21 protein-coding genes are annotated in these 17949 nt (G+C 67.2%); 16 read left to right on the top strand and 5 right to left on the bottom strand.

The annotated features are described in order from the left end of the window. Positions 1–36: 36 nt before the first annotated feature. From mutM to ACO07I_RS16820, 9 genes are all read left to right on the top strand, one after another. Positions 37–876: a bifunctional DNA-formamidopyrimidine glycosylase/DNA-(apurinic or apyrimidinic site) lyase gene (gene mutM / locus ACO07I_RS16860; protein WP_422009539.1), complete on the top strand. Its 840-nt coding sequence runs from the start codon at positions 37–39 to the stop codon at positions 874–876. A 25-nt stretch (positions 877–901) separates the two neighbouring features. Continuing rightward, the gene (locus ACO07I_RS16855; RefSeq protein WP_422009538.1) at positions 902–1684 is read left to right on the top strand and encodes an enoyl-CoA hydratase; all 783 of its coding nucleotides are present in this window, start codon (positions 902–904) and stop codon (positions 1682–1684) included. A gap of 75 nt (positions 1685–1759) precedes the next feature. Continuing rightward, the gene (gene rpsT / locus ACO07I_RS16850; RefSeq protein ID WP_298309741.1) at positions 1760–2023 is read left to right on the top strand and encodes a 30S ribosomal protein S20; all 264 of its coding nucleotides are present in this window, start codon (positions 1760–1762) and stop codon (positions 2021–2023) included. Between the two features lie 592 nt (positions 2024–2615). Beyond that, complete coding sequence (locus tag ACO07I_RS16845; protein ID WP_422009537.1) at positions 2616–3080, top strand: rhodanese-like domain-containing protein; 465 nt, start codon at positions 2616–2618, stop codon at positions 3078–3080. Beyond that, complete coding sequence (dnaA, locus tag ACO07I_RS16840) at positions 3077–4561, top strand: chromosomal replication initiator protein DnaA (RefSeq protein ID WP_422009536.1); 1485 nt, start codon at positions 3077–3079, stop codon at positions 4559–4561. The genes ACO07I_RS16845 and dnaA overlap by 4 nt, the downstream gene beginning before the upstream one ends. A 207-nt stretch (positions 4562–4768) precedes the next feature. Next, positions 4769–5887, top strand: a complete 1119-nt coding sequence (gene dnaN, locus ACO07I_RS16835; protein WP_422009535.1) for a DNA polymerase III subunit beta — start codon at positions 4769–4771, stop codon at positions 5885–5887. Then, a complete protein-coding gene (gene recF / locus ACO07I_RS16830; RefSeq protein ID WP_422009534.1) occupies positions 5884–7101 on the top strand; it encodes a DNA replication/repair protein RecF in 1218 nt (405 codons plus the stop codon). Before dnaN ends, recF begins: the two co-directional genes overlap by 4 nt. Before the next feature lie 23 nt (positions 7102–7124). Then, positions 7125–9566 carry a DNA topoisomerase (ATP-hydrolyzing) subunit B gene (gene gyrB / locus ACO07I_RS16825; RefSeq protein WP_422009533.1) on the top strand — a complete coding sequence of 814 codons (2442 nt, stop codon included), beginning with the start codon at positions 7125–7127 and terminating at the stop codon, positions 9564–9566. Beyond that, entirely contained in the window at positions 9559–10152 is a 594-nt protein-coding gene (locus ACO07I_RS16820; RefSeq protein ID WP_422009532.1) for a hypothetical protein, read from the top strand. The genes gyrB and ACO07I_RS16820 overlap by 8 nt, the downstream gene beginning before the upstream one ends. Positions 10153–10176: 24 nt before the next feature. On the opposite strand, the gene ACO07I_RS16815 is transcribed toward ACO07I_RS16820, so the two are convergent. After that, positions 10177–11097 (bottom strand): DMT family transporter, encoded by a 921-nt coding sequence (locus tag ACO07I_RS16815; protein WP_422009531.1) that lies wholly within the window; start codon positions 11095–11097, stop codon positions 10177–10179. Positions 11098–11175: 78 nt separating this feature from the next. On the opposite strand from ACO07I_RS16815, the gene ACO07I_RS16810 reads away from it, so the two are divergent. From ACO07I_RS16810 to ACO07I_RS16785, 6 genes are all read left to right on the top strand, one after another. Beyond that, the gene (locus ACO07I_RS16810; RefSeq protein ID WP_422009530.1) at positions 11176–11766 is read left to right on the top strand and encodes a TetR/AcrR family transcriptional regulator; all 591 of its coding nucleotides are present in this window, start codon (positions 11176–11178) and stop codon (positions 11764–11766) included. Further along, positions 11763–12152: a DUF1330 domain-containing protein gene (locus tag ACO07I_RS16805; protein WP_422009529.1), complete on the top strand. Its 390-nt coding sequence runs from the start codon at positions 11763–11765 to the stop codon at positions 12150–12152. Before ACO07I_RS16810 ends, ACO07I_RS16805 begins: the two co-directional genes overlap by 4 nt. A gap of 13 nt (positions 12153–12165) precedes the next feature. Further along, entirely contained in the window at positions 12166–12630 is a 465-nt protein-coding gene (locus tag ACO07I_RS16800) for a glycine/sarcosine/betaine reductase selenoprotein B family protein (RefSeq protein ID WP_422009528.1), read from the top strand. An 18-nt stretch (positions 12631–12648) separates the two neighbouring features. After that, the gene (locus tag ACO07I_RS16795) at positions 12649–13338 is read left to right on the top strand and encodes a hypothetical protein (RefSeq protein WP_422009527.1); all 690 of its coding nucleotides are present in this window, start codon (positions 12649–12651) and stop codon (positions 13336–13338) included. 18 nt (positions 13339–13356) lie between these two features. Next, positions 13357–13509: a hypothetical protein gene (locus ACO07I_RS16790; RefSeq protein WP_422009526.1), complete on the top strand. Its 153-nt coding sequence runs from the start codon at positions 13357–13359 to the stop codon at positions 13507–13509. 81 nt (positions 13510–13590) lie between these two features. Further along, positions 13591–13920 (top strand): redoxin domain-containing protein, encoded by a 330-nt coding sequence (locus tag ACO07I_RS16785; RefSeq protein WP_422009525.1) that lies wholly within the window; start codon positions 13591–13593, stop codon positions 13918–13920. Here ACO07I_RS16785 and ACO07I_RS16780 read toward each other — a convergent pair. The 3 genes from ACO07I_RS16780 to ACO07I_RS16770 all read right to left on the bottom strand — a co-directional run bounded on the left by ACO07I_RS16780 (position 13917) and on the right by ACO07I_RS16770 (position 16105). Next, on the bottom strand, positions 13917–15167 hold the full coding sequence (locus tag ACO07I_RS16780) for an NAD(P)/FAD-dependent oxidoreductase (protein WP_422009524.1): 1251 nt from the start codon (positions 15165–15167) through the stop codon (positions 13917–13919). The two genes, ACO07I_RS16785 and ACO07I_RS16780, sit on opposite strands and share 4 nt — an antisense overlap. A 101-nt stretch (positions 15168–15268) precedes the next feature. Continuing rightward, on the bottom strand, positions 15269–15664 hold the full coding sequence (locus ACO07I_RS16775) for a PaaI family thioesterase (RefSeq protein WP_422009523.1): 396 nt from the start codon (positions 15662–15664) through the stop codon (positions 15269–15271). A 21-nt stretch (positions 15665–15685) separates the two neighbouring features. Further along, entirely contained in the window at positions 15686–16105 is a 420-nt protein-coding gene (locus tag ACO07I_RS16770) for a hypothetical protein (RefSeq protein WP_422009522.1), read from the bottom strand. 109 nt (positions 16106–16214) lie between these two features. On the opposite strand from ACO07I_RS16770, the gene ACO07I_RS16765 reads away from it, so the two are divergent. Continuing rightward, a complete protein-coding gene (locus tag ACO07I_RS16765) occupies positions 16215–17057 on the top strand; it encodes a helix-turn-helix domain-containing protein (protein ID WP_422009521.1) in 843 nt (280 codons plus the stop codon). Here ACO07I_RS16765 and ACO07I_RS16760 read toward each other — a convergent pair. Further along, positions 17032–17946 (bottom strand): aldose 1-epimerase family protein, encoded by a 915-nt coding sequence (locus ACO07I_RS16760; RefSeq protein ID WP_422009520.1) that lies wholly within the window; start codon positions 17944–17946, stop codon positions 17032–17034. The two genes, ACO07I_RS16765 and ACO07I_RS16760, sit on opposite strands and share 26 nt — an antisense overlap. Between the last annotated feature and the right edge of the window lie 3 nt (positions 17947–17949).

Below are 17949 nucleotides of genomic sequence, written 5' to 3'. Positions count from 1 at the left end.
CCCCCTCATTGACTGCACTGTACATGGCCGCCGCGCATGCCTGAACTTCCTGAAGTAGAGACCGTCCGGCGCGGGCTGATGCCGCGACTGGTCGGCCGGCGGATCGTGCGGCTGCAGCAGCGTCGGGCGGACCTGCGGGTGCCGCTGCCGGCGAGATTCGCCGCCCGGGTCGAGGGCCGCACGGTCACGGCCATCGACCGGCGGGCGAAGTACCTGCTGATCCGGCTCGACGACGGCCAGACCCTCATCGTCCATCTCGGCATGTCGGGCCGCATGACCCTGCACGATGCCGAGAGCGCCGCCAGCCATCCGCTCGGCCGGCACGACCATGTCGTGTTCGACATGGACGATGGCTGGCAGGTCCGCTTCAACGACGCCCGCCGCTTCGGACTGATGGTTCTGGAGGCGAACGAGGCGGTGGCCGGCCACAAGTTCTTCAAGAGCCTGGGCCCGGAGCCACTCGACGACGCCTTCACCGGCGATGTGCTGGCCGCCCGTCTGGCCGGCCGCCGGACGCCGATCAAGGCGGCGCTGCTCGACCAGAAGACCCTGGTGGGCGTGGGCAACATCTATGCGTGCGAGGCGCTGTTCCTGGCCGGCCTCTCGCCGCGCCGCTCCGCCCACACCGTGAAGGGGGAGCGTGCGGACCGCTTGGTCGATGCGATCAAGCTCGTGCTCAACCGTTCGATAGAGGACGGCGGCTCGACCTTGCGCGACCATGTTCAGCCCGGCGGCGAACTCGGCTATTTCCAGACGCGCTTCAACGTCTACGACCGGGCCGGCATCGCCTGCCCGACCCGCGACTGCGGCCAGACGGTTCGCCGGCTCGTGCAGGCCGGCAGATCCACATTCTACTGCGCCCGCTGCCAGCGCTGAGACAAGCTTCGAGGAGGAAAGAGCAATGACCACGGCATACGAAAACATCCAGACCGAAACCAAGGGCCGGGTCGGGATCATCCGGCTGAACCGCCCGAAGGCGCTGAACGCGCTCTGCGCCGATCTGGTGCGCGAGCTCGGCCACGCGCTCGATGCGTTCGAGGCGGATCCCGGCATCGGTTGCATGGTCCTCACGGGAAGCGACAAGGCGTTCGCGGCTGGCGCCGACATCAAGGAGATGAAGGAGAAGACCTACCAGGACGTCTTCCTGCAGGACTTCATCACCGTCGGCTGGGAGAAGGTGAGCCAGGTGCGCAAGCCGATCGTCGCCGCCGTCGCCGGATACGCCCTGGGCGGCGGCTGCGAGATGGCCATGATGTGCGACTTCATCATCGCTGCGGACAACGCCAAGTTCGGCCAGCCCGAGATCACGCTCGGCACCATTCCCGGGGCAGGCGGCACCCAGCGCCTGCCGCGCTTCGTCGGCAAGTCGAAGGCCATGGACATGGTCCTGACCGGCCGCATGATGGACGCGGCCGAGGCCGAGCGCTGCGGCCTGGTCAGCCGGGTCGTGCCCCTGGCCCAGCTGATGGACGATGCAATCGCCACCGCCGAGAAGATCGCCGGCATGTCCCTGCCCGCCACGATGGTCGCCAAGGAAGCCGTCAACCGCGCCTTTGAAACCACTCTGTCGGAGGGCATTCGCTTCGAGCGCCGGACCTTTCACGCAACTTTTGCCTTCGACGACCGGGCCGAAGGCATGGCGGCCTTCGCCGAGAAGCGGAAGCCGGGCTGGAAACATCGCTGATTCGGCGATTTTGGCGCGCTTGACCGGCCCGGATACGGCCCGTATAAGCGCCCCCTTCGAATAACGAGGACTAACATGGCTAATCATAAGTCGGCCGAGAAGCGCGCCCGCCAGACCGAGCGCCGCACTGCCGTGAATACGGCCCGCCGCAGCCGCGTCCGGGGATCGGTGAAGAAGGTCGAAGAGGCGATTGCGTCCGGCGACAAGACGGCCGCCCGTGAGGCGCTGCGTCTGGCGCAGCCGGAGATCCAGCGGGGCGCCACCAAGCGCATCGTGACGAAGAACGCCGCCTCGCGCCGCGTGTCGCGTCTGTCGGCCCGCATCAAGGCGATGGCCTGACACTTCCCGCATCCTCGCTTCAGACTTTGTGAACGCCGCTCCCTCCGAGCGGCGTTTTCTTTTGCGCCGATGACGGTGCGAATGACGGTGCGAAAAAAATTGTCGGCGCTTTTCTCCAATGATCGTTTGGTGGTCGATTGGCCGACTGACATACGATTCGAATTTATCGAACGATGTGCACTGAAGAGCGCTAGATGTTGAGCGACGCAACGCGACGCGTGAGTCGCAAAATCGACTCGAACAGCTTGTCAATCGAGTCACACCACGAAGTGGCTGAATAGCGTGTGGTGTTGGGCAGGTGAATCGTTTGCGCGCTTCGGAGAGTCTGGATAAGACTCTGGCCATCGCGACGGGGCGTGGGGCGCTTGGATCGCGAGCCTGATGGAGAAGAGGGGATTCCTCTCCATCGCAACGACGAACGAGGGAGACAGGTACACAACGCTTCGCAAGTTCGACGATCGATAAGAAGATGAAGCGTCCCATAAGCGACGCTCGTTCAAACATCCCTCGTTCCCTCTTGCCGTGTTGTGTGTCGTCTTCGTTCTCTGGCTCGCAAAACAACGCCTCGCTTCGACGAATGAAAGCGGGGGCCATGTCGAAAGACAACAAGATCACAGACACATTCGAAGTGTCCCCCGCAGCCGGCTACGCCGGTGATGTGACTCCGGCAGCTGCCTGGAAAATTCTCGGTGAACGGAAGGACGCGATCCTGATCGACGTACGCACGCGCGCCGAGTGGAACTATGTGGGCGTGCCCGATCTCGCCAGCCTCGACAAGAAGCCGGGCCTGGTCGAATGGCAGCTCTTTCCGAGCATGCAGGTCAATCCTGATTTCGTCGGCGCGCTTTCGGAGGCGCTGGCGGACAAGACGACCCCGCTGCTCTTTCTGTGTCGAAGTGGGGTGAGATCGGTCGCGGCGGCGAAAGCCATGTCCGCGGCCGGATACAGTACGTGTCTCAATGTGGCAGACGGCTTCGAGGGGCCTCTCGATGCGCAGGGCAAGCGCGGTGCAACGAGGGGATGGAAGGCAGCAGGGCTTCCGTGGAGACAGACGTGAATCGCATTCAATCGCCGATCCAAGGCAACAACAACGCAGTATTCGAGACCAACATCGTGGCGGGGGCAGGTATGGAAGAAGGGGCGGGCCGAAAAGAGCTCGAAGCGCAGTGGGCGCGCGTCTGTGATCGGCTTCGCAAGGAAATCGGGGACAAGGCCTTCAAGACGTGGTTCGGGGAGGTCGAGCTGGGTGAGTTGAAGGACGGCAAGCTGCGCCTCTACGCCCCGACCCGCTTCGTGCGCGACTGGGTGGGCCGCCATTACGGCGACCGCGTGGTCGCCTACTGGCAGTCGGTGATGCCCGAGGTGAAGAGCGTCGAGGTGAATCTCGTGCCGCCGCCGGCACCGCGCCGTCCGAACGAGATCATCGCGATGCCGCCGGTGCCCTCGTCGCAGAGCTATCAGCCGCCGATGCCGCGCATGGGCCCGTCGATCGGCCGGGGCGCCGACGAACTCTCGCAGGCTCCGGAAGGCCGCTACACCTTCGCCAACTTCGTGGTCGGCAAGCCCAACGAGTTCGCCTATGCGGCGGCGCGCAACATTTCCGAACAGGACATGCCGCTCCCCGAGCGCAACCCGCTCTACATTTTCGGCGGCGTCGGGCTCGGCAAGACCCATCTGATGCATGCGATCTGGCATGTCATCCGCGAGCGCGATCCCAAGACCCGCGTTCTCTACCTGACGGCCGAGAGCTTCGTGAACCGCTTCATCCAGGCGCTGCGCACCAAGAACACCGGCCAGTTCAAGGAGCTGTTCCGCAACGTCGACGTGCTGATGGTCGACGACGTGCAGTTCATCTGCGGCAAGGAGGCCAGCCAGGACGAGTTCTTCTTCACGTTCAACTCTCTGGTGGAGCAGAACAAGCAGATCATCCTGTCGTCGGAGAAGCCGCCGAGCGAGCTGCAGGACATCGAGGAGCGCATGCGTTCGCGCCTCGGCAGCGGCCTCGTGGCCGACATCCACTCCTCGACCTACGAGCTGCGCCTGTCGATCCTGCAGACCAAGGCCGAGAATGCCCGCGTGCCGGTGCCGGCCAACGTGCTCGAGTTCCTCGCGCACAAGATCAGCACCAACATCCGCGAGCTCGAGGGCGCGCTGAACCGCGTCGTCGCGCACGGCCAGCTGATCGGCCGCGAGATCACCGTCGAGATGGCGCAGGACGTGCTGCACGACCTGCTGCGCCAGGCCGACCGCAAGGTGACGGTCGACGAGATCCAGCAGCGGGTCGCCACGCACTACAACATCAAGCTCGCCGAGATGAGTTCGCCCCGGCGGGCCCGCTCGGTCGCCCGGCCGCGCCAGGTGGCGATGTACCTGGCCAAGCAGCTCACGACGCTGAGCCTGCCGCAGATCGGCAAGCGTTTCGGCAACCGCGACCACACCACGGTCATGCATGCCGTGCGCAAAATCGAGGAACTCAAGGTCTCCGACCTGTCGATCGCCGAGGATGTCGAACTGCTGAAGCGGCAGCTGCAGGGCTGAGCCTTTCGGACGGGATTGGCGACGGGCCCCGAAAGGGGCCCGTTCTGCGTCGGAGGCAGGCCCTAAGGGCCTCAAAATACGGGCGAATTCGCTTCCCGACGGCACTTCGCGTGGTATAGTCTCCGACCGTTCCGCCGGGACTTCCGCAACCGGTGAAAACGGGGTGTCTGAACCGCGTATCTTGGCCCTCGTTATAGCGACCAACCCATGAAACTGACGATCGAACGGGCAGCCCTCTTGAAGGCGCTTGCCCATGTGCAGAGTGTGGTCGAACGGCGGAACACGATCCCCATTCTGTCCAACGTGCTGGTCACCGCCCACAAGGGGCGGCTGAGCCTGGCTGCGACCGACATGGATCTGGCGATCACCGAGTCGGTGGAAGCGAGCGCCTCCAAGACCGGCTCCACCACCGCGCCGGCCCACACGCTGTACGAGATCGTCCGCAAGCTGCCTGACGGCGCCCAGGTCGAGCTCGAGACGGCTTCCGACGACAGCAGCCTGGTCATCCGGGCCGGGCGCTCGCGCTTCACGCTCCAGTGCCTGCCGGCGGCCGACTTCCCGGCGATGAGCGAGGGCGACCTGCCGCACCGGTTCCAGCTCCCGGCGACCGACCTCAAGGGAATCATCGACCGCACCCGGTTCGCGATCTCCAATGAGGAGACCCGCTACTACCTGAACGGAATCTACTTCCATGCCGCGACCGTGGGCGGCACCCAGGTGCTGCGCGGCGTGGCGACCGACGGCCATCGCCTGGCCCGGGTCGAGGTGCCGCTGCCCAAGGGCGCCGGCGAAATCCCGGGCGTGATCGTGCCGCGCAAGACCGTGGGCGAGGTCCGCAAGCTGCTCGACGAGAGCGATGGGACGGTCGATGTTGAACTGAGCGACACCCGCATCCGCTTCTCCAGCGGCAACGTCACCCTGGTCAGCAAGCTGATCGACGGCACCTTCCCCGACTACGAGCGGGTCATCCCGACCGGCAACGACAAAGTCCTGAACGTGCCGTGCAAGGAATTCGCGCACGCCGTCGACCGCGTCTCGACCATCTCGACGGAGAAGTCGCGCGCCATCAAGCTGGCGGTCGCCAAGGGCGTCGTGACGCTCTCGGCCACCAGCCCCGATGCCGGCAGCGCCACCGAGGAAATCGAGGTCGAATACAAGGACACGGCCCTCGAGATCGGGTTCAATTCGCGTTACCTGCTGGACATCACCGAACAGATTGCGGGCGCCGAGGCGCGCTTCCTGATGGCCGATGCCGGCTCGCCCACCCTGGTGCGCGACGGTGCCGACGAGAGCGCGCTCTACGTGCTCATGCCGATGCGGGTATGACGGCACAGGCCATCAGCGCCCTCGCCTATTCTTCCGACGCCGTATCGGGCGCTGCGCCGGCACTCCTCGCCGTGCGCCAGCTTCGCCTTACCCATTTCCGCAACTATCGCCAGCTCCGCCTGGATTGCGGCGCCGAGCCGGTCGTCCTGGTCGGTGCCAACGGGGCGGGCAAGACCAACCTGCTCGAGGCGCTGTCCTACCTGGCACCCGGCCGCGGCCTGCGGCGCGCCCGGCTCGAGGATGTGTGCTGCCGCTCCCGTGCCGGCGAGCCGCCGGCCGATGGCTGGGCGGTTGCTGCGACCCTTGATACGCCGGACGGGCGGGTCGCCATCGGCACCGGCCTCGAAGCCGGCCGCAGCGAGGGGGGCCTGCCGCGCCGCGTCGTGCGGATCGACGGCCGGCCGATGCAGAGCCAGACCGCGCTCGGCGGACACGTCGCGGCGGTGTGGCTGACGCCGCAGCTCGATCGCCTGTTTCTCGACGGCGCGTCGGAGCGCCGGCGCTTCCTCGACCGGCTGGTGACGGCGCTGCATCCCGAGCATGCCGGCGACGTCGCAGCCTACGAGAATGCGATGCGTCAGCGGGCGCGGCTGCTGGTGGATGGCCGCCAGGGGGGCAATCGCGATCCACACTGGTTCACGGCCCTGGAAGACACGATGGCCCGCCACGGCGTAGCCCTGGCCGCAGCGCGCGCCGACACGGTGCAGCGTCTCGACGCGGCGGCGCGGCTGGGCGTCGGCCCCTTCCCGCGCGCGTCGCTCGCCATGGCCGGCGAGGTCGATGGCTGGCTGGCCACGATGGCGGCGATCGATGTCGAGGACCGGCTGCGACGCGAGTTGGCTTCATCCCGGTCGCGCGATGCCGATGCCGGCACCACCGCCTGCGGCCCCCATCGCAGCGACCTCGCGGTGCGCCATCTCGATCTCGACCTGCCGGCGGCCGAAGGCTCGACCGGACAGCAGAAGGCCGTCCTCGTCTCGATCGCGCTGGCGCATGCCCGCCTGGTGGCCCTGGCGCGCAGCCGGCCGCCGCTGCTGCTGCTCGACGAAATCGCGGCCCATCTCGACGCGGAGCGCCGGCTGGCGCTGTTCGACGAGGTGGTGGCACTCGGCGTCCAGAGCTGGATGACCGGCACCGATGCCGAACTCTTTGCGCCGCTAGCCGGTCGCGCGCAGATCCTGCGCGTGGCCGACGGCTCGATCGCGGCGGTCTGAACAGTTTTTCGAAAGCCAGGACCATGAGCGACAACGACATCACGCCGGGCGCCGAGGACTACGGCGCGGATTCCATCAAGGTACTGCGCGGGCTGGAAGCCGTGCGCAAACGGCCGGGCATGTATATCGGCGACACCGATGACGGGACCGGCCTGCACCACATGGTCTACGAAATCGTCGACAACGCGATCGACGAGGCACTGGCCGGCTACTGCGACAAGGTCCACGTCATCCTGCACGGCGACGGCTCGGTCACGGTGCGCGACAACGGCCGGGGCGTGCCGACCGACATCCACAAGGAAGAGGGGATCTCGGCCGCCAACGTGATCTTCACGCAGCTCCATGCCGGCGGAAAGTTCGACCAGAACTCCTACAAGGTGTCGGGCGGCCTGCATGGCGTCGGCGCCGCGGTGGTGAACGCGCTGTCCGAGCGACTGGACCTGCGCATCTGGCGCAACGGCAAGGAACACCATCTGGTTTTCCGGCATGGCGAGCCGGAGGGCGACCTGCAGATCGTGGGCGAGGCCGAGCAGGGCCAGCATGGCACGGAAGTGACGTTCCAGCCCTCGACCGGCACCTTCACCAAGACCGAATTCGACTTCGCCACGCTGGAGCACCGGCTGCGCGAGCTCGCGTTCCTGAATTCCGGTGTCCGCATCGTGCTGACCGACGAGCGCGCCGCCGAGCAGAAGGTCTCCGAGCTGTATTACGAGGGCGGCGTCGAGGCCTTCGCCAAGTATCTCGACCGCAACAAGTCGGTGCTGCACGATCCGCCGGTATCGATTCGCGGCGAGAAGGACGGCATCACCGTCGAAGTCGCGATGCAGTGGAACGACAGCTATCACGAGACGATGCTGTGCTTCACCAACAACATCCCGCAGCGCGACGGCGGCACCCACCTGGCCGGCTTCCGCGGCGCGCTGACGCGCACCCTGAACAAGTACGCCGACGAGAGCGGCATCTCGAAGAAGGAGAAGGTCGGCCTCACCGGCGACGACATGCGCGAGGGCCTGACCTGCGTGCTCTCGGTCAAGGTCCCGGACCCGAAGTTCTCGTCGCAGACCAAGGACAAGCTGGTCTCGTCGGAAGTGCGCCCGGTCGTCGAATCCGTCGTTGGCGACAAGTTCGGCCAGTGGCTCGAGGAGCATCCCTCCGAGACGCGCAAGATCCTGACCAAGGTCGTCGAGGCTGCCGCCGCCCGGGAGGCCGCGAAAAAAGCCCGCGAACTGACCCGTCGCAAGGGGGCGCTCGACGTCTCCTCGCTGCCCGGCAAGCTCGCCGACTGCCAGGAGCGAGATCCGGCGCTGTCGGAACTGTTCATCGTCGAGGGCGATTCGGCCGGCGGCTCGGCCAAGCAGGGCCGCAACCGCGCCAACCAGGCCATTCTGCCGCTGCGCGGCAAGATCCTGAACGTCGAGCGCGCCCGCTTCGACAAGATGCTGGGCTCGGCAGAAATCGGCACGCTGATCACGGCGCTTGGCACCGGCATCGGCCATGACGACTTCAACCTCGACAAGCTGCGCTACCACAAGATCATCATCATGACGGACGCCGACGTCGACGGCTCCCACATCCGTACGCTGCTGATGACGTTCTTCTATCGTCAGATGCGCGACCTGATCGAGCGCGGGCACCTCTACATCGCGCAGCCGCCGCTGTTCAAAGCGGCGAAGGGCAAGTCGGCCATCTATCTCAAGGACGAGCGCGCGCTCGACGACCACCTGATCCAGACCGGCCTGGAAGGCGCCACGCTGCAGCTCGGCAGCGGCAGCGTTCTCGCCAAGGAGGATCTGCGGAACACGGTGGATATCGCCCGGTCGGTGACCAACCTCGTGAAGCCGCTGTCCCTGTCGCGCCGCGTCACCAGCCAGGCCGTCATCGAACAGGCAGCGATTGCCGGCGCCCTCAAGCCCGACGTGCTGGCCGATCCCGTGCTCGCCAAGCAGACCGCCGACTACATCGCCAAGCGGCTGGACGTCGTCAGCCCGCCGCTGGAGCGCGGCTGGGTCGGCGAGCCGATCGCCGATGGCGGTCTCGCCTTCACGCGTCGCCTGCGCGGCGTGACCGAGCGGCACATCATCGACGGACCGCTCACCCGCAGTGCCGAGGCGCGCAAGCTCGACGCGCTGGCAGACGAGCTTCAGGCCATCTACGAAAAGCCCGGCCTGTTCGCGATGAAGGACAAGGAGACGAGGATCTCCTCGCCCACCGAGCTGTTCGCCGCCGTGCTCGAAGCCGGACGCAAGGGCGTCACGATCCAGCGCTACAAGGGTCTGGGCGAGATGAATCCCGACCAGCTCTGGGAGACCACGCTCGATCCCGAGGCGCGCACCTTGCTGCAGGTCCGCGTCAACCACGCCGACGAAGCCGACGAGATCTTCTCGACCCTGATGGGCGACGTGGTCGAGCCGCGCCGCGAATTCATCCAGGAAAATGCGCTGAAGGTCGCGAACCTCGATGTCTAGGACCGCCGCCCTGCTGGTCGCCGCCCTGCTCTCCGTCGCGGGCGCCCTGCCCGCAGCCGCACAGACGCAGTCGGCGACACCGACGGTCAACGCCGCGACGAAGCTCAATTTCCCGGCAAGCCTGGGCGGCGCCACCTTCGAGCGCTCGGTCAACTATGCGGCGGCCCCGGCCAACAATCCGGGCCTCGGCATGGCGTACTTCTATTCGACGCCGAAGCGGCTGACGATCAGCGTCCAGGTCTTCGACCTCGGCCGCCGCGTGCCGGCGGGAAGCGACAATCCGACCGTCACCTCCCAGTTCAACGCCGAGCTCAGCGCGGCCGAACAGCAGTTCAAGTACGCCGGATACACCGGCTTCCAGAAGCCGTCTGTGCCCTCGAGCTGCGCCTACGGCGGGGTCACCTTCCGCTGCGTCACCTACAGCGGCGTCACCCAGGCCAATTCGCGGGTCTACAGCAAGCTGCTGCTGACCGGCTTTCGCGAGCATTTCATCAAGATCCGGATCGACTGGACGCAGTCGCAACAGCAGACAGCGGCGGATGCCGATGCCGCGCTGCAGGCCTTCGTGCCGGCCCTGATGCGCTGATCCCCCGGTGTACGGGGTGCTGCTTCAGCGCAGGCCGAACCGCCGGAACGTTCCGACCGTCGTGAGCAGGCCCAGCGTGACCAGGCAGAGGCCGCCGATCTGCAGGGCGCCGGGAATCTCCCCCACGATCGGAATCCCGACCAGCACCGACAGGGCGGGCACGATGGCCGGAAACAGCACGGCACGGCTGACGCCGAGGAAGATCACGGCCTGGCTGTAGGCGATCATGGTGATGGCGCCCTGCAGTCCGCCCTGAACCAGGCCCTGGAAGGCCAGCATGCCGAGCGGCAGCGCCTGCAGGTGGGCGATGCCCATGACCGCCAGGTAGAGCGGCGTCGTCATCAGGAAGGACAGCACGGCCACGACGGCGGTGGCCTGCAGCGCCGGCAGCCGCCAGTGCCGCAACAGCAGGGTGAAGCCCGCCCACAGCACGCTCGAGGCGAAGAACAGGAGATCACCCAGCCAGGCGCGTTCGCCCGCCGGCTGCGTGAGCCCGTCCCAACCGATCAGGAAGATGCCCATCAGCACGATGGCGGCGCCGATCAGGTGGTTGCGGCTCAAGCGCTCGCGCAGGAACACCGCCGCGCCGATCGTGCTGACGATGGTGACGGTCGAGGGCGCGATCACCGCACCATGGGCCAGCGGCGCAAAGCCATAGCCGCCGGTCTGCAGCAGCGCGAAGGGCGCGCCGCCCAGGAACGTGAGGATCAGCGAGCGGCGCAGACCGATCCCGGCGAAGTCGCGCACGCCGTAACGAACGAGCAGCGGCAGCATGATGGCGCCGGCCACGATGTAGCGGGCGAAGATCATGTCGACGGCGCCCAGGCCGCCCAGGATGCCGGCGCGCGCCGAGGCGAAGGACAGCGAGGCCCCGAGCGCCATGATGGCCCCGCACAGGAAGCCCCAGTGGTCGCGGGTAACCCATGCCGGTGTCGAATAGGCCATGACCCTCGCTAGCACGCGGCGGGCCAGTCGAACACGAATTTTAGTGCAGTCGCTCCATAATTGCGCTTTCATGCCCCGATGGCTCGCCTCAGGGAATTCGACGAGGACCGCGCGCTCGATGCCGCGGTCGATTGTTTCTGGAGTCGCGGCTACGAGGCCACGTCGGTGCGCGACCTCGCGCGCGAGATGGGGATCGGCGGTGCCAGCCTCTACAATGCCTTCGGCGGCAAGCGGGCCTTGTTCGCGCGCGTCCTCGAACGCTACGCCAACCGATCGAGCCGCGAGCGCATCGCACGGCTCGAAGCCGCTCATCGTCCCCGCGAGGCGATACGCGCCTTCCTGGCCGAGGTGATCGACCGGTCGCTGAAGGACCCCGACTGCAAGGGTTGCCTGCTGGTGAATTCAGCGCTCGACGTGGCGCCGCACGATGCCGAACTCGGCCGCGCGGTCATGGCCTATCTGGAGGAGATCCGCGCGTTCTTCCGGCGCAATGTCGCGGCGGCAGTGAAGGCCGGCGAAACGCCGCCCGGCACCGACGCCGAGAGCCTGTCGATCCATCTGCTGGGTGTGCTGATGGGCATGCGGGTGCTGGCGCGCACCGGCGCGCGGCGGCGCACGCTCGAAGCCGTGGTCCAGCCGGCGCTCGATCTTCTGGGGAGGCCGCATTGATCGACCATCTGAACGATGCCGCCCTGAGCGCCCTGCCGGACGACGTGCCGGTGGTCATGTTGAACCTGATGCGCTTCCGCGAGCGCTCGCTCGACGGCAAGGGCAGCGGCTGGGACGCCTATCTGCGCTACAGCGCGCTCACCATCAAGCTGATCAAGGCACAGGGCGGCACCATCATCTGGGCCGGCGATGCCGAGGCGGTGGCCCTGGGCGAACCCGACCGGCATCGCTGGGATTACGTGGCGCTGGTCCGCTATCCCTCGCGCGCGGCATTCCTCGCCATGATGAGGTCGCCCGAATACGCGGCGGCCAACGTCGAACGCGAGAACGGCTGCAGCGACCACGCGATCGTCGCCACGCGCGAGACCTATCGCAAGTTCACATGAGGAGCACGACGCCATGGTGAAACGTCTCAGCGACATGCCCGAGGTCGAGGCCCACCACCTGCGGCGCATCGAGTGTCCGACCTTCGACGACACGCCGGCGCTGCCCGGCAAGCCGCTCGCCCAGCGTCGCGTCGCGCTGATCTCGACCGCGGGCCTGCACCGGCGCGGCGACCGGCCGTTCCGCCCCGGCGACGGCAGCTACCGCGTCATTCCGGCGGAAACTCCGGCGCGCGACCTGGTCATGAGCCACATCTCGGTGAACTTCGATCGCACCGGCTTCCAGCAGGATCACAACGTCGCCTTCCCGATCGACCGGCTGCGCGAGCTGGTCGAAGAGGGCGTCGTCGGCTCGATGGCCTCGATGCACTATTCTTTCATGGGCGCCTTTCCGCCCGATGCGGCCGAGCCGCACGCCCAGCATCTCGCCGGCCTGCTGAAACAGGATGCCGTCGACGCCGCGCTGCTCGTTCCCGTTTGACCCGCCTGCACGCGCGCCGTGGGCGCGCTGGGTCACTTCCTCGAACGTCAGGGCATTCCGACCGCCAGCATCAGCCTGGTGCGGGAGCACACCGAAACCATCCGTCCGCCGCGCGCCCTCTGGGTCACGTTCGAGCTCGGCCGGCCGCTCGGCATTCCCGACGATGCGGACTTCCAGCGGCGCGTGCTGCGCGCGACCGCGGAGCTGCTGGAGCGAACCGACGGGCCATTGATCGCCGACTATCCCGAGCACGTTGCCGAAGAGACCGACTTCACCGGCTGGGCCTGCCCGATCAACCTGGCGCCCCAGGCGACCGACACGCTGGCGGCCGAGATCGACCGTCTGGCGACCTGGCATGACCAGAGCGTCGCGAGAACCGGCCGCACCACCGTGGGCGTCTCCGGCCTCGACATGCCGGCGGCCGGCGCGCTGCTCGCCGCCGCCCTGGCCGGCGATCTGCCGTCCGCGCAAACGCTCAAGGAAGCGGTCGACGATCTGCGGGCGTACTATCTCGAGGCGGCCTCGGCCTTTCCCGATCCCGGCACGTCGAAGAAGCGCAAGGCGTGGCTGTGGGACGAGACTCTGTTCGGCAGGGCGCTGCTCGATCTCCAGCCCAGGCTGGCCGCGAGTGAAGACCCGCAGCACCGGATCCTGGGCAACCTGACCTTGATTCCTGCAACAGAGCGGTACCGGCTGGCGAAGGGCTAGAAACCCGCGGAGGTCTTCATGCTGAAGGCTGTCATTGCGGCACTGTTGGCCTTGATCTGCGTGTCGACCGCACAGGCGGCGGAGGACTTCGGTCCCGCCGTCGGCACGCAGGCGCCGGATATCGACAAGCCTCTCGACAGAAGCACAAGCCGCGATCGCTGCAGTCCCTGATGGGCGAGAAGGGCGTGGTCCTGTTCCTCTACCGGTCGGCTGCCTGTTGTCCCTACTGCCAGGCGCAGATGATCGATCTCAATGCGGGCGCCGGCGAGATCGAAGCGCGCTTATCGCATTGCCGGCATTTCCTACGATGCGCCTGATGTCCTTGCCGCCTTCGCCGGGAGGCGCAGCCTCATCTATGCGCTCCTGTCGGATCCGAAGTCCGAGCTCATCGAGCGCTATGGGCTGCGCGATCCGCAATACGCGCAAGGCGGCAAGGCTTACGGCGTTCCGCGTCCGATCATCTTCGTGGTCGGTCGCGACGGCACGATCAAGGCCAAGCTGTTCGAGGACACGTTCCGCAAACGGCTGCCCGTCGGGCTGGTCATCGAGACTCTCGACAAGGTCGACCCGACCCGCCGTTAGTTCTGCTCCGATCCCGTGATCAGCCGTGCACTGGACTGGAAGGTCACGTATGACCACATCCAGTCGAGCATGACGATCAGCCGGTTCCTGAAGCCGATCAGGAACGAGATATGGATCAGTCCCCACATCAGCCAGGCCAGGGTGCCATCGAGGCGCAACCAGCCGAAGTCCGCGACGGCGGAACGGCGGCCGATGGTCGCCATGGTCCCGTAGTTGAAATAGTGGAACGGTGGCGGCGCTGGCTTCCCAGCCAGTCGCGCCCGCAGCACGCGCGCGACATACGTGCCTTGTTGCTTGGCGACGGGCGCGAGGCCAGGGAGCGGCTGGCCGTCCTTCCCGGCCACACTCGCCGTGTCGCCGACGACAAAGATCTCGGGATGGCCTGGCACGGTGAGATCGGGGCCTACCGGAACGCGACCGATCCGGTCCTTCTCGACACCCAGCCAGTCGGCCGCCGCGGAAGCGGCCACCCCGGCCGCCCAAACGATGGTGGCGGCAGGCACATGCTCCTCGCCGATCGTGACTCCGGCCTCGTCGCAATTGGACACCGGCGTCCCGAGGCGGACTTCGACATGCAGCCGCTCCAGTGCGCCGCGCGCTGCCGTGCTCAGCACCGGCGGAAAGGCCGCCAGCACGCGCGGACTCGCCTCCACGAGCAGGATGCGCGCCTCGCGCGGATCGATGGTGCGGAAATCGTGCCGCAACGCCACATGCGCCAGCTCGGCGATGGAACCCGCCATCTCCACGCCGGTCGGCCCGCCGCCGATCACCACGAAGGTGAGAAATCGCCGACGCGCCTCCTGCGTCTCGGCTGATTCGGCATGCTCGAAGGCGGTGAGGATGCGTCGGCGGATGGCGGTGGCGTCGTCGATCTTCTTGAGCCCTGGAGCCACACGCTCCCACTCATCGTGGCCGAAATAGGAATGGCGCGCGCCGGTCGCCAGCACCAGCTGGTCATAGGGGATCTCGCGGTCGTCGACCCGGACGGTCCGTCGCACGGTGTCGACGCCGGACACCTTGCCCATCACCACACGCACGTTGGCGGCGCGACGCAGGATGGCGCGGATCGGCGAGGCGATCTGTGCCGGCGACAGTCCGGCGGTCGCGACCTGATAGAGCAGCGGCTGGAAGAGATGGTAGTTGCGACGGTCGATGACGGTGACGTCGGCTGCGGCACCAGAGAGGGCATGCGCTGCGCTCAGGCCGCCAAAGCCCGCGCCGACGATGACGATACGCGGCCGGACCATAAGACTGCTCCTTGTTCCAGGTGCGTTCCGACAGGCTGAAAGGCATGACGCGACGGCCCGACAGTGCTCCAGCGCCGCGTGTCCGTACAGAGGCGGCTTGTCTAAAGCACCATCTGCGTCTGCGTCACCACCGCCACGAGCTTGCCCTCGGCGGTGGTGATGCGGGTCGTCCAGACCATGGTGCGGCGGCCGCGATGAACCGGCGTGGTTTCGCCGATCACCGTGGTGCCGACCGGGGCCGGCCCCACGAAGTTGGTCTTGCTCTCGATAGTCGTGGTGCCCTTGCCCTCGGGCAGGTTGAGCACGGTGGCGGCGGCGCCCAGCGTGTCGGCGAAGGCCATCACCGCGCCGCCGTGCAGGATCGCGGGTCGCGTGCAGAGCTCGGCGCGGACGACCATCTCGGCCGTCACCCCGGTCTCGCTCGCTGCCGTGAACTTCAGCCCCAGGACCTCGGCGAAGGGCAGCTTGATGTCGTTCAGGAGCTGAAGCCTGTCCATTGTCGTTTCCTCTCGTCGCGATTAGTGGGCGGAGCCGATGCGGCGCAGGCCGAGATACTCGAGGATCGCGAGATCGGCGACGACCAGCGCGATGACGACGATGCCCGCGATCCCCGTCAGGGTCCACGATGCCGGCAGCATCAGGATGACGGCGCTGATCGCGACCCAGGACGCGTCGAGGACGAAGATCGCCCGCGCCCAGCCCAAGGGCATGTCGGGCCGTGACGCGACCCAGCCGCACACAGCGCCGAAGGCCACGAAGCCCAGGCCCAGCAGTTCCAGCACGAGGGCGAGGTCGAGGCCCAGCACCTGGAGCGGCACCTGGGTGGCCATCGCCGCAAAGGGGTCGGCCAGGGCCGCGAGCAGTGCGCCGGACCCGACGGACAGGATGGCATTGGCCCAGAGCGTGCGGCGCAGCAGGCGATCGGATGAAGCGGTCATGTCGTCCTCCTTTGGTTGCGGACGACGCGGAAATCGCATTGCCCCACCGGTCTCTCAATTACGCACGAGGTAATCGGCGGGCCGGCGGGCCGGTGTTAGGCTTGGAGCCATGAGTACAACTCCCGCTTCGGTGTCCTCTCCTCCTGCCGACACGTTCGGTCCCATGCTGCGCGCCTGGCGCCGCCGCCGCGGCGCCAGCCAGCTCTCGCTGGCGCTGCAGTCCGGCGTCTCGCAGCGTCATGTCAGCTTCCTCGAATCGGGCCGGGCGCGCCCCAGCCGCGAGATGGTGGTGCAGCTCTCGACCGCCCTCGACGTGCCGCTGCGCCAGCGCAACGAGATGCTGCTGGCGGCGGGCTTCGCGCCGGCCTATCGCGAGAGCAACCTCGCCGCGCCCGAACTCGCGCCGGTGCGCCGAGCCATCGACTTCATGCTGAAGCAGCAGGAGCCCTACCCCGCCGTCGTGATCGACCGGCTGTGGAACCTGCTGCAGGCCAACGACGCGGCCAACGCCTTCACCGTCTTCCTGTTCGAGGGCATGCCGCCGGCGCCGCCGCCCGGCAAGGGACCCAACCTGCTGCGCTGGATCCTCGATCCGAAGGCGTTGCGCTCGAAGATCTCCAACTGGGAGGAAGTGGCGCGCTATCTCGTGTCGACGACCTATGCCGAGATCCTGGCGGCCGGCGGCGAGCCCCGGGCACTCGCCTTCATCGAGGAGATCATGGCCTATCCCGACGTGCCCGCCTCGTTCCGCAAGCTGCGCTTCGAGGAACGGCCAGGGCCGGTGCTGACGGTCGACTATCTGGTGGGCGGCAAGGCGCTGTCGGTGTTCACCACCATCGCCACGCTGGGCACGCCGCAGGACATCACGTTGCAGGAAGTGCGCGTCGAGAGCTTCTTCCCCGCCGACGACCGCAGCGATGCGCTGTTCAGGAGCCTGGCGGCGAAACGCTGATCGACATCGCAAAGGTCTCCGTCGCGCCCGGCCCGACGGAGACGACGCCGGGCTTGTCGGCCAGCTCGCCGTCGAAGCCTTCGGGGCTGGCATGGCCCTGCCACGGTTCGATGCAGACATAGCCGGCGCCGGGCTTGGTCCAGATGCCGAGATGGGGCATGCGCGGGAAGTCGACGCGAAGGGCTTCGCCATACACGACGCTGCGGCTCGCCAGCGTGTCGAACACCAGCGCGCCCTCCTCGAACAGATCGTCGTGCAGCAGGAGATGCCGGTCGCGCACGGGCGTCGCGAACTGGGCCGCACTCAGCAGGCCGTCGACCGGCCGGCGGATCGGGGCGGGCTCGTCCCGCTCGAAGACGATCTCGTGCGCCGCCCTTGGTTTGCCGTAGGGCAGCGGCCAGCGCAGGGCAGGATGGAAGCCGAACGAGGCCGGCATGAGCTCGGCCCCGGTGTTCGTGACCTCGGCTTCCATATGCAAGGTGGCGCCTTCGATCCGGTAGGTGACGTCGAGCCGAAACGCGAAGGGGTACTGGCGACGCGTCGCTTCGCTCGATTCGAGGCGCCAGGTGCAGGACGCGGCATCGGACCGGACCAGCCCGAAGGCCGAGGTGCGGGCAAAGCCATGGCGGCCGATGTCGTAGGCCTTGCCGGCCACGTTGAGCCGATTGCCCTTCACTTCACCAACGATGGGAAACAGCAGCGGCGAACGCCCGGTCCAGAAGGTGGGGTCACCGCTCCATAGAAGATCGGCGCCGGAGCGATCCTGCAGGCGCACCAGTTCGGCGCCGGTGGCGGAAATTTCAGCGCTGAGCGCGGCGGTGGCGATCGAGACGGTGGAGATCGGGACGGGAGAGATCGAGACAGGAGAGATCGAGACGGGGGCGGCCATGAG

Origin of the sequence: Reyranella sp. (assembly GCF_965227665.1) — a bacterium.
GTDB lineage: Bacteria > Pseudomonadota > Alphaproteobacteria > Reyranellales > Reyranellaceae > Reyranella.
This window is presented reverse-complemented; position numbering and strand designations above follow the sequence as displayed.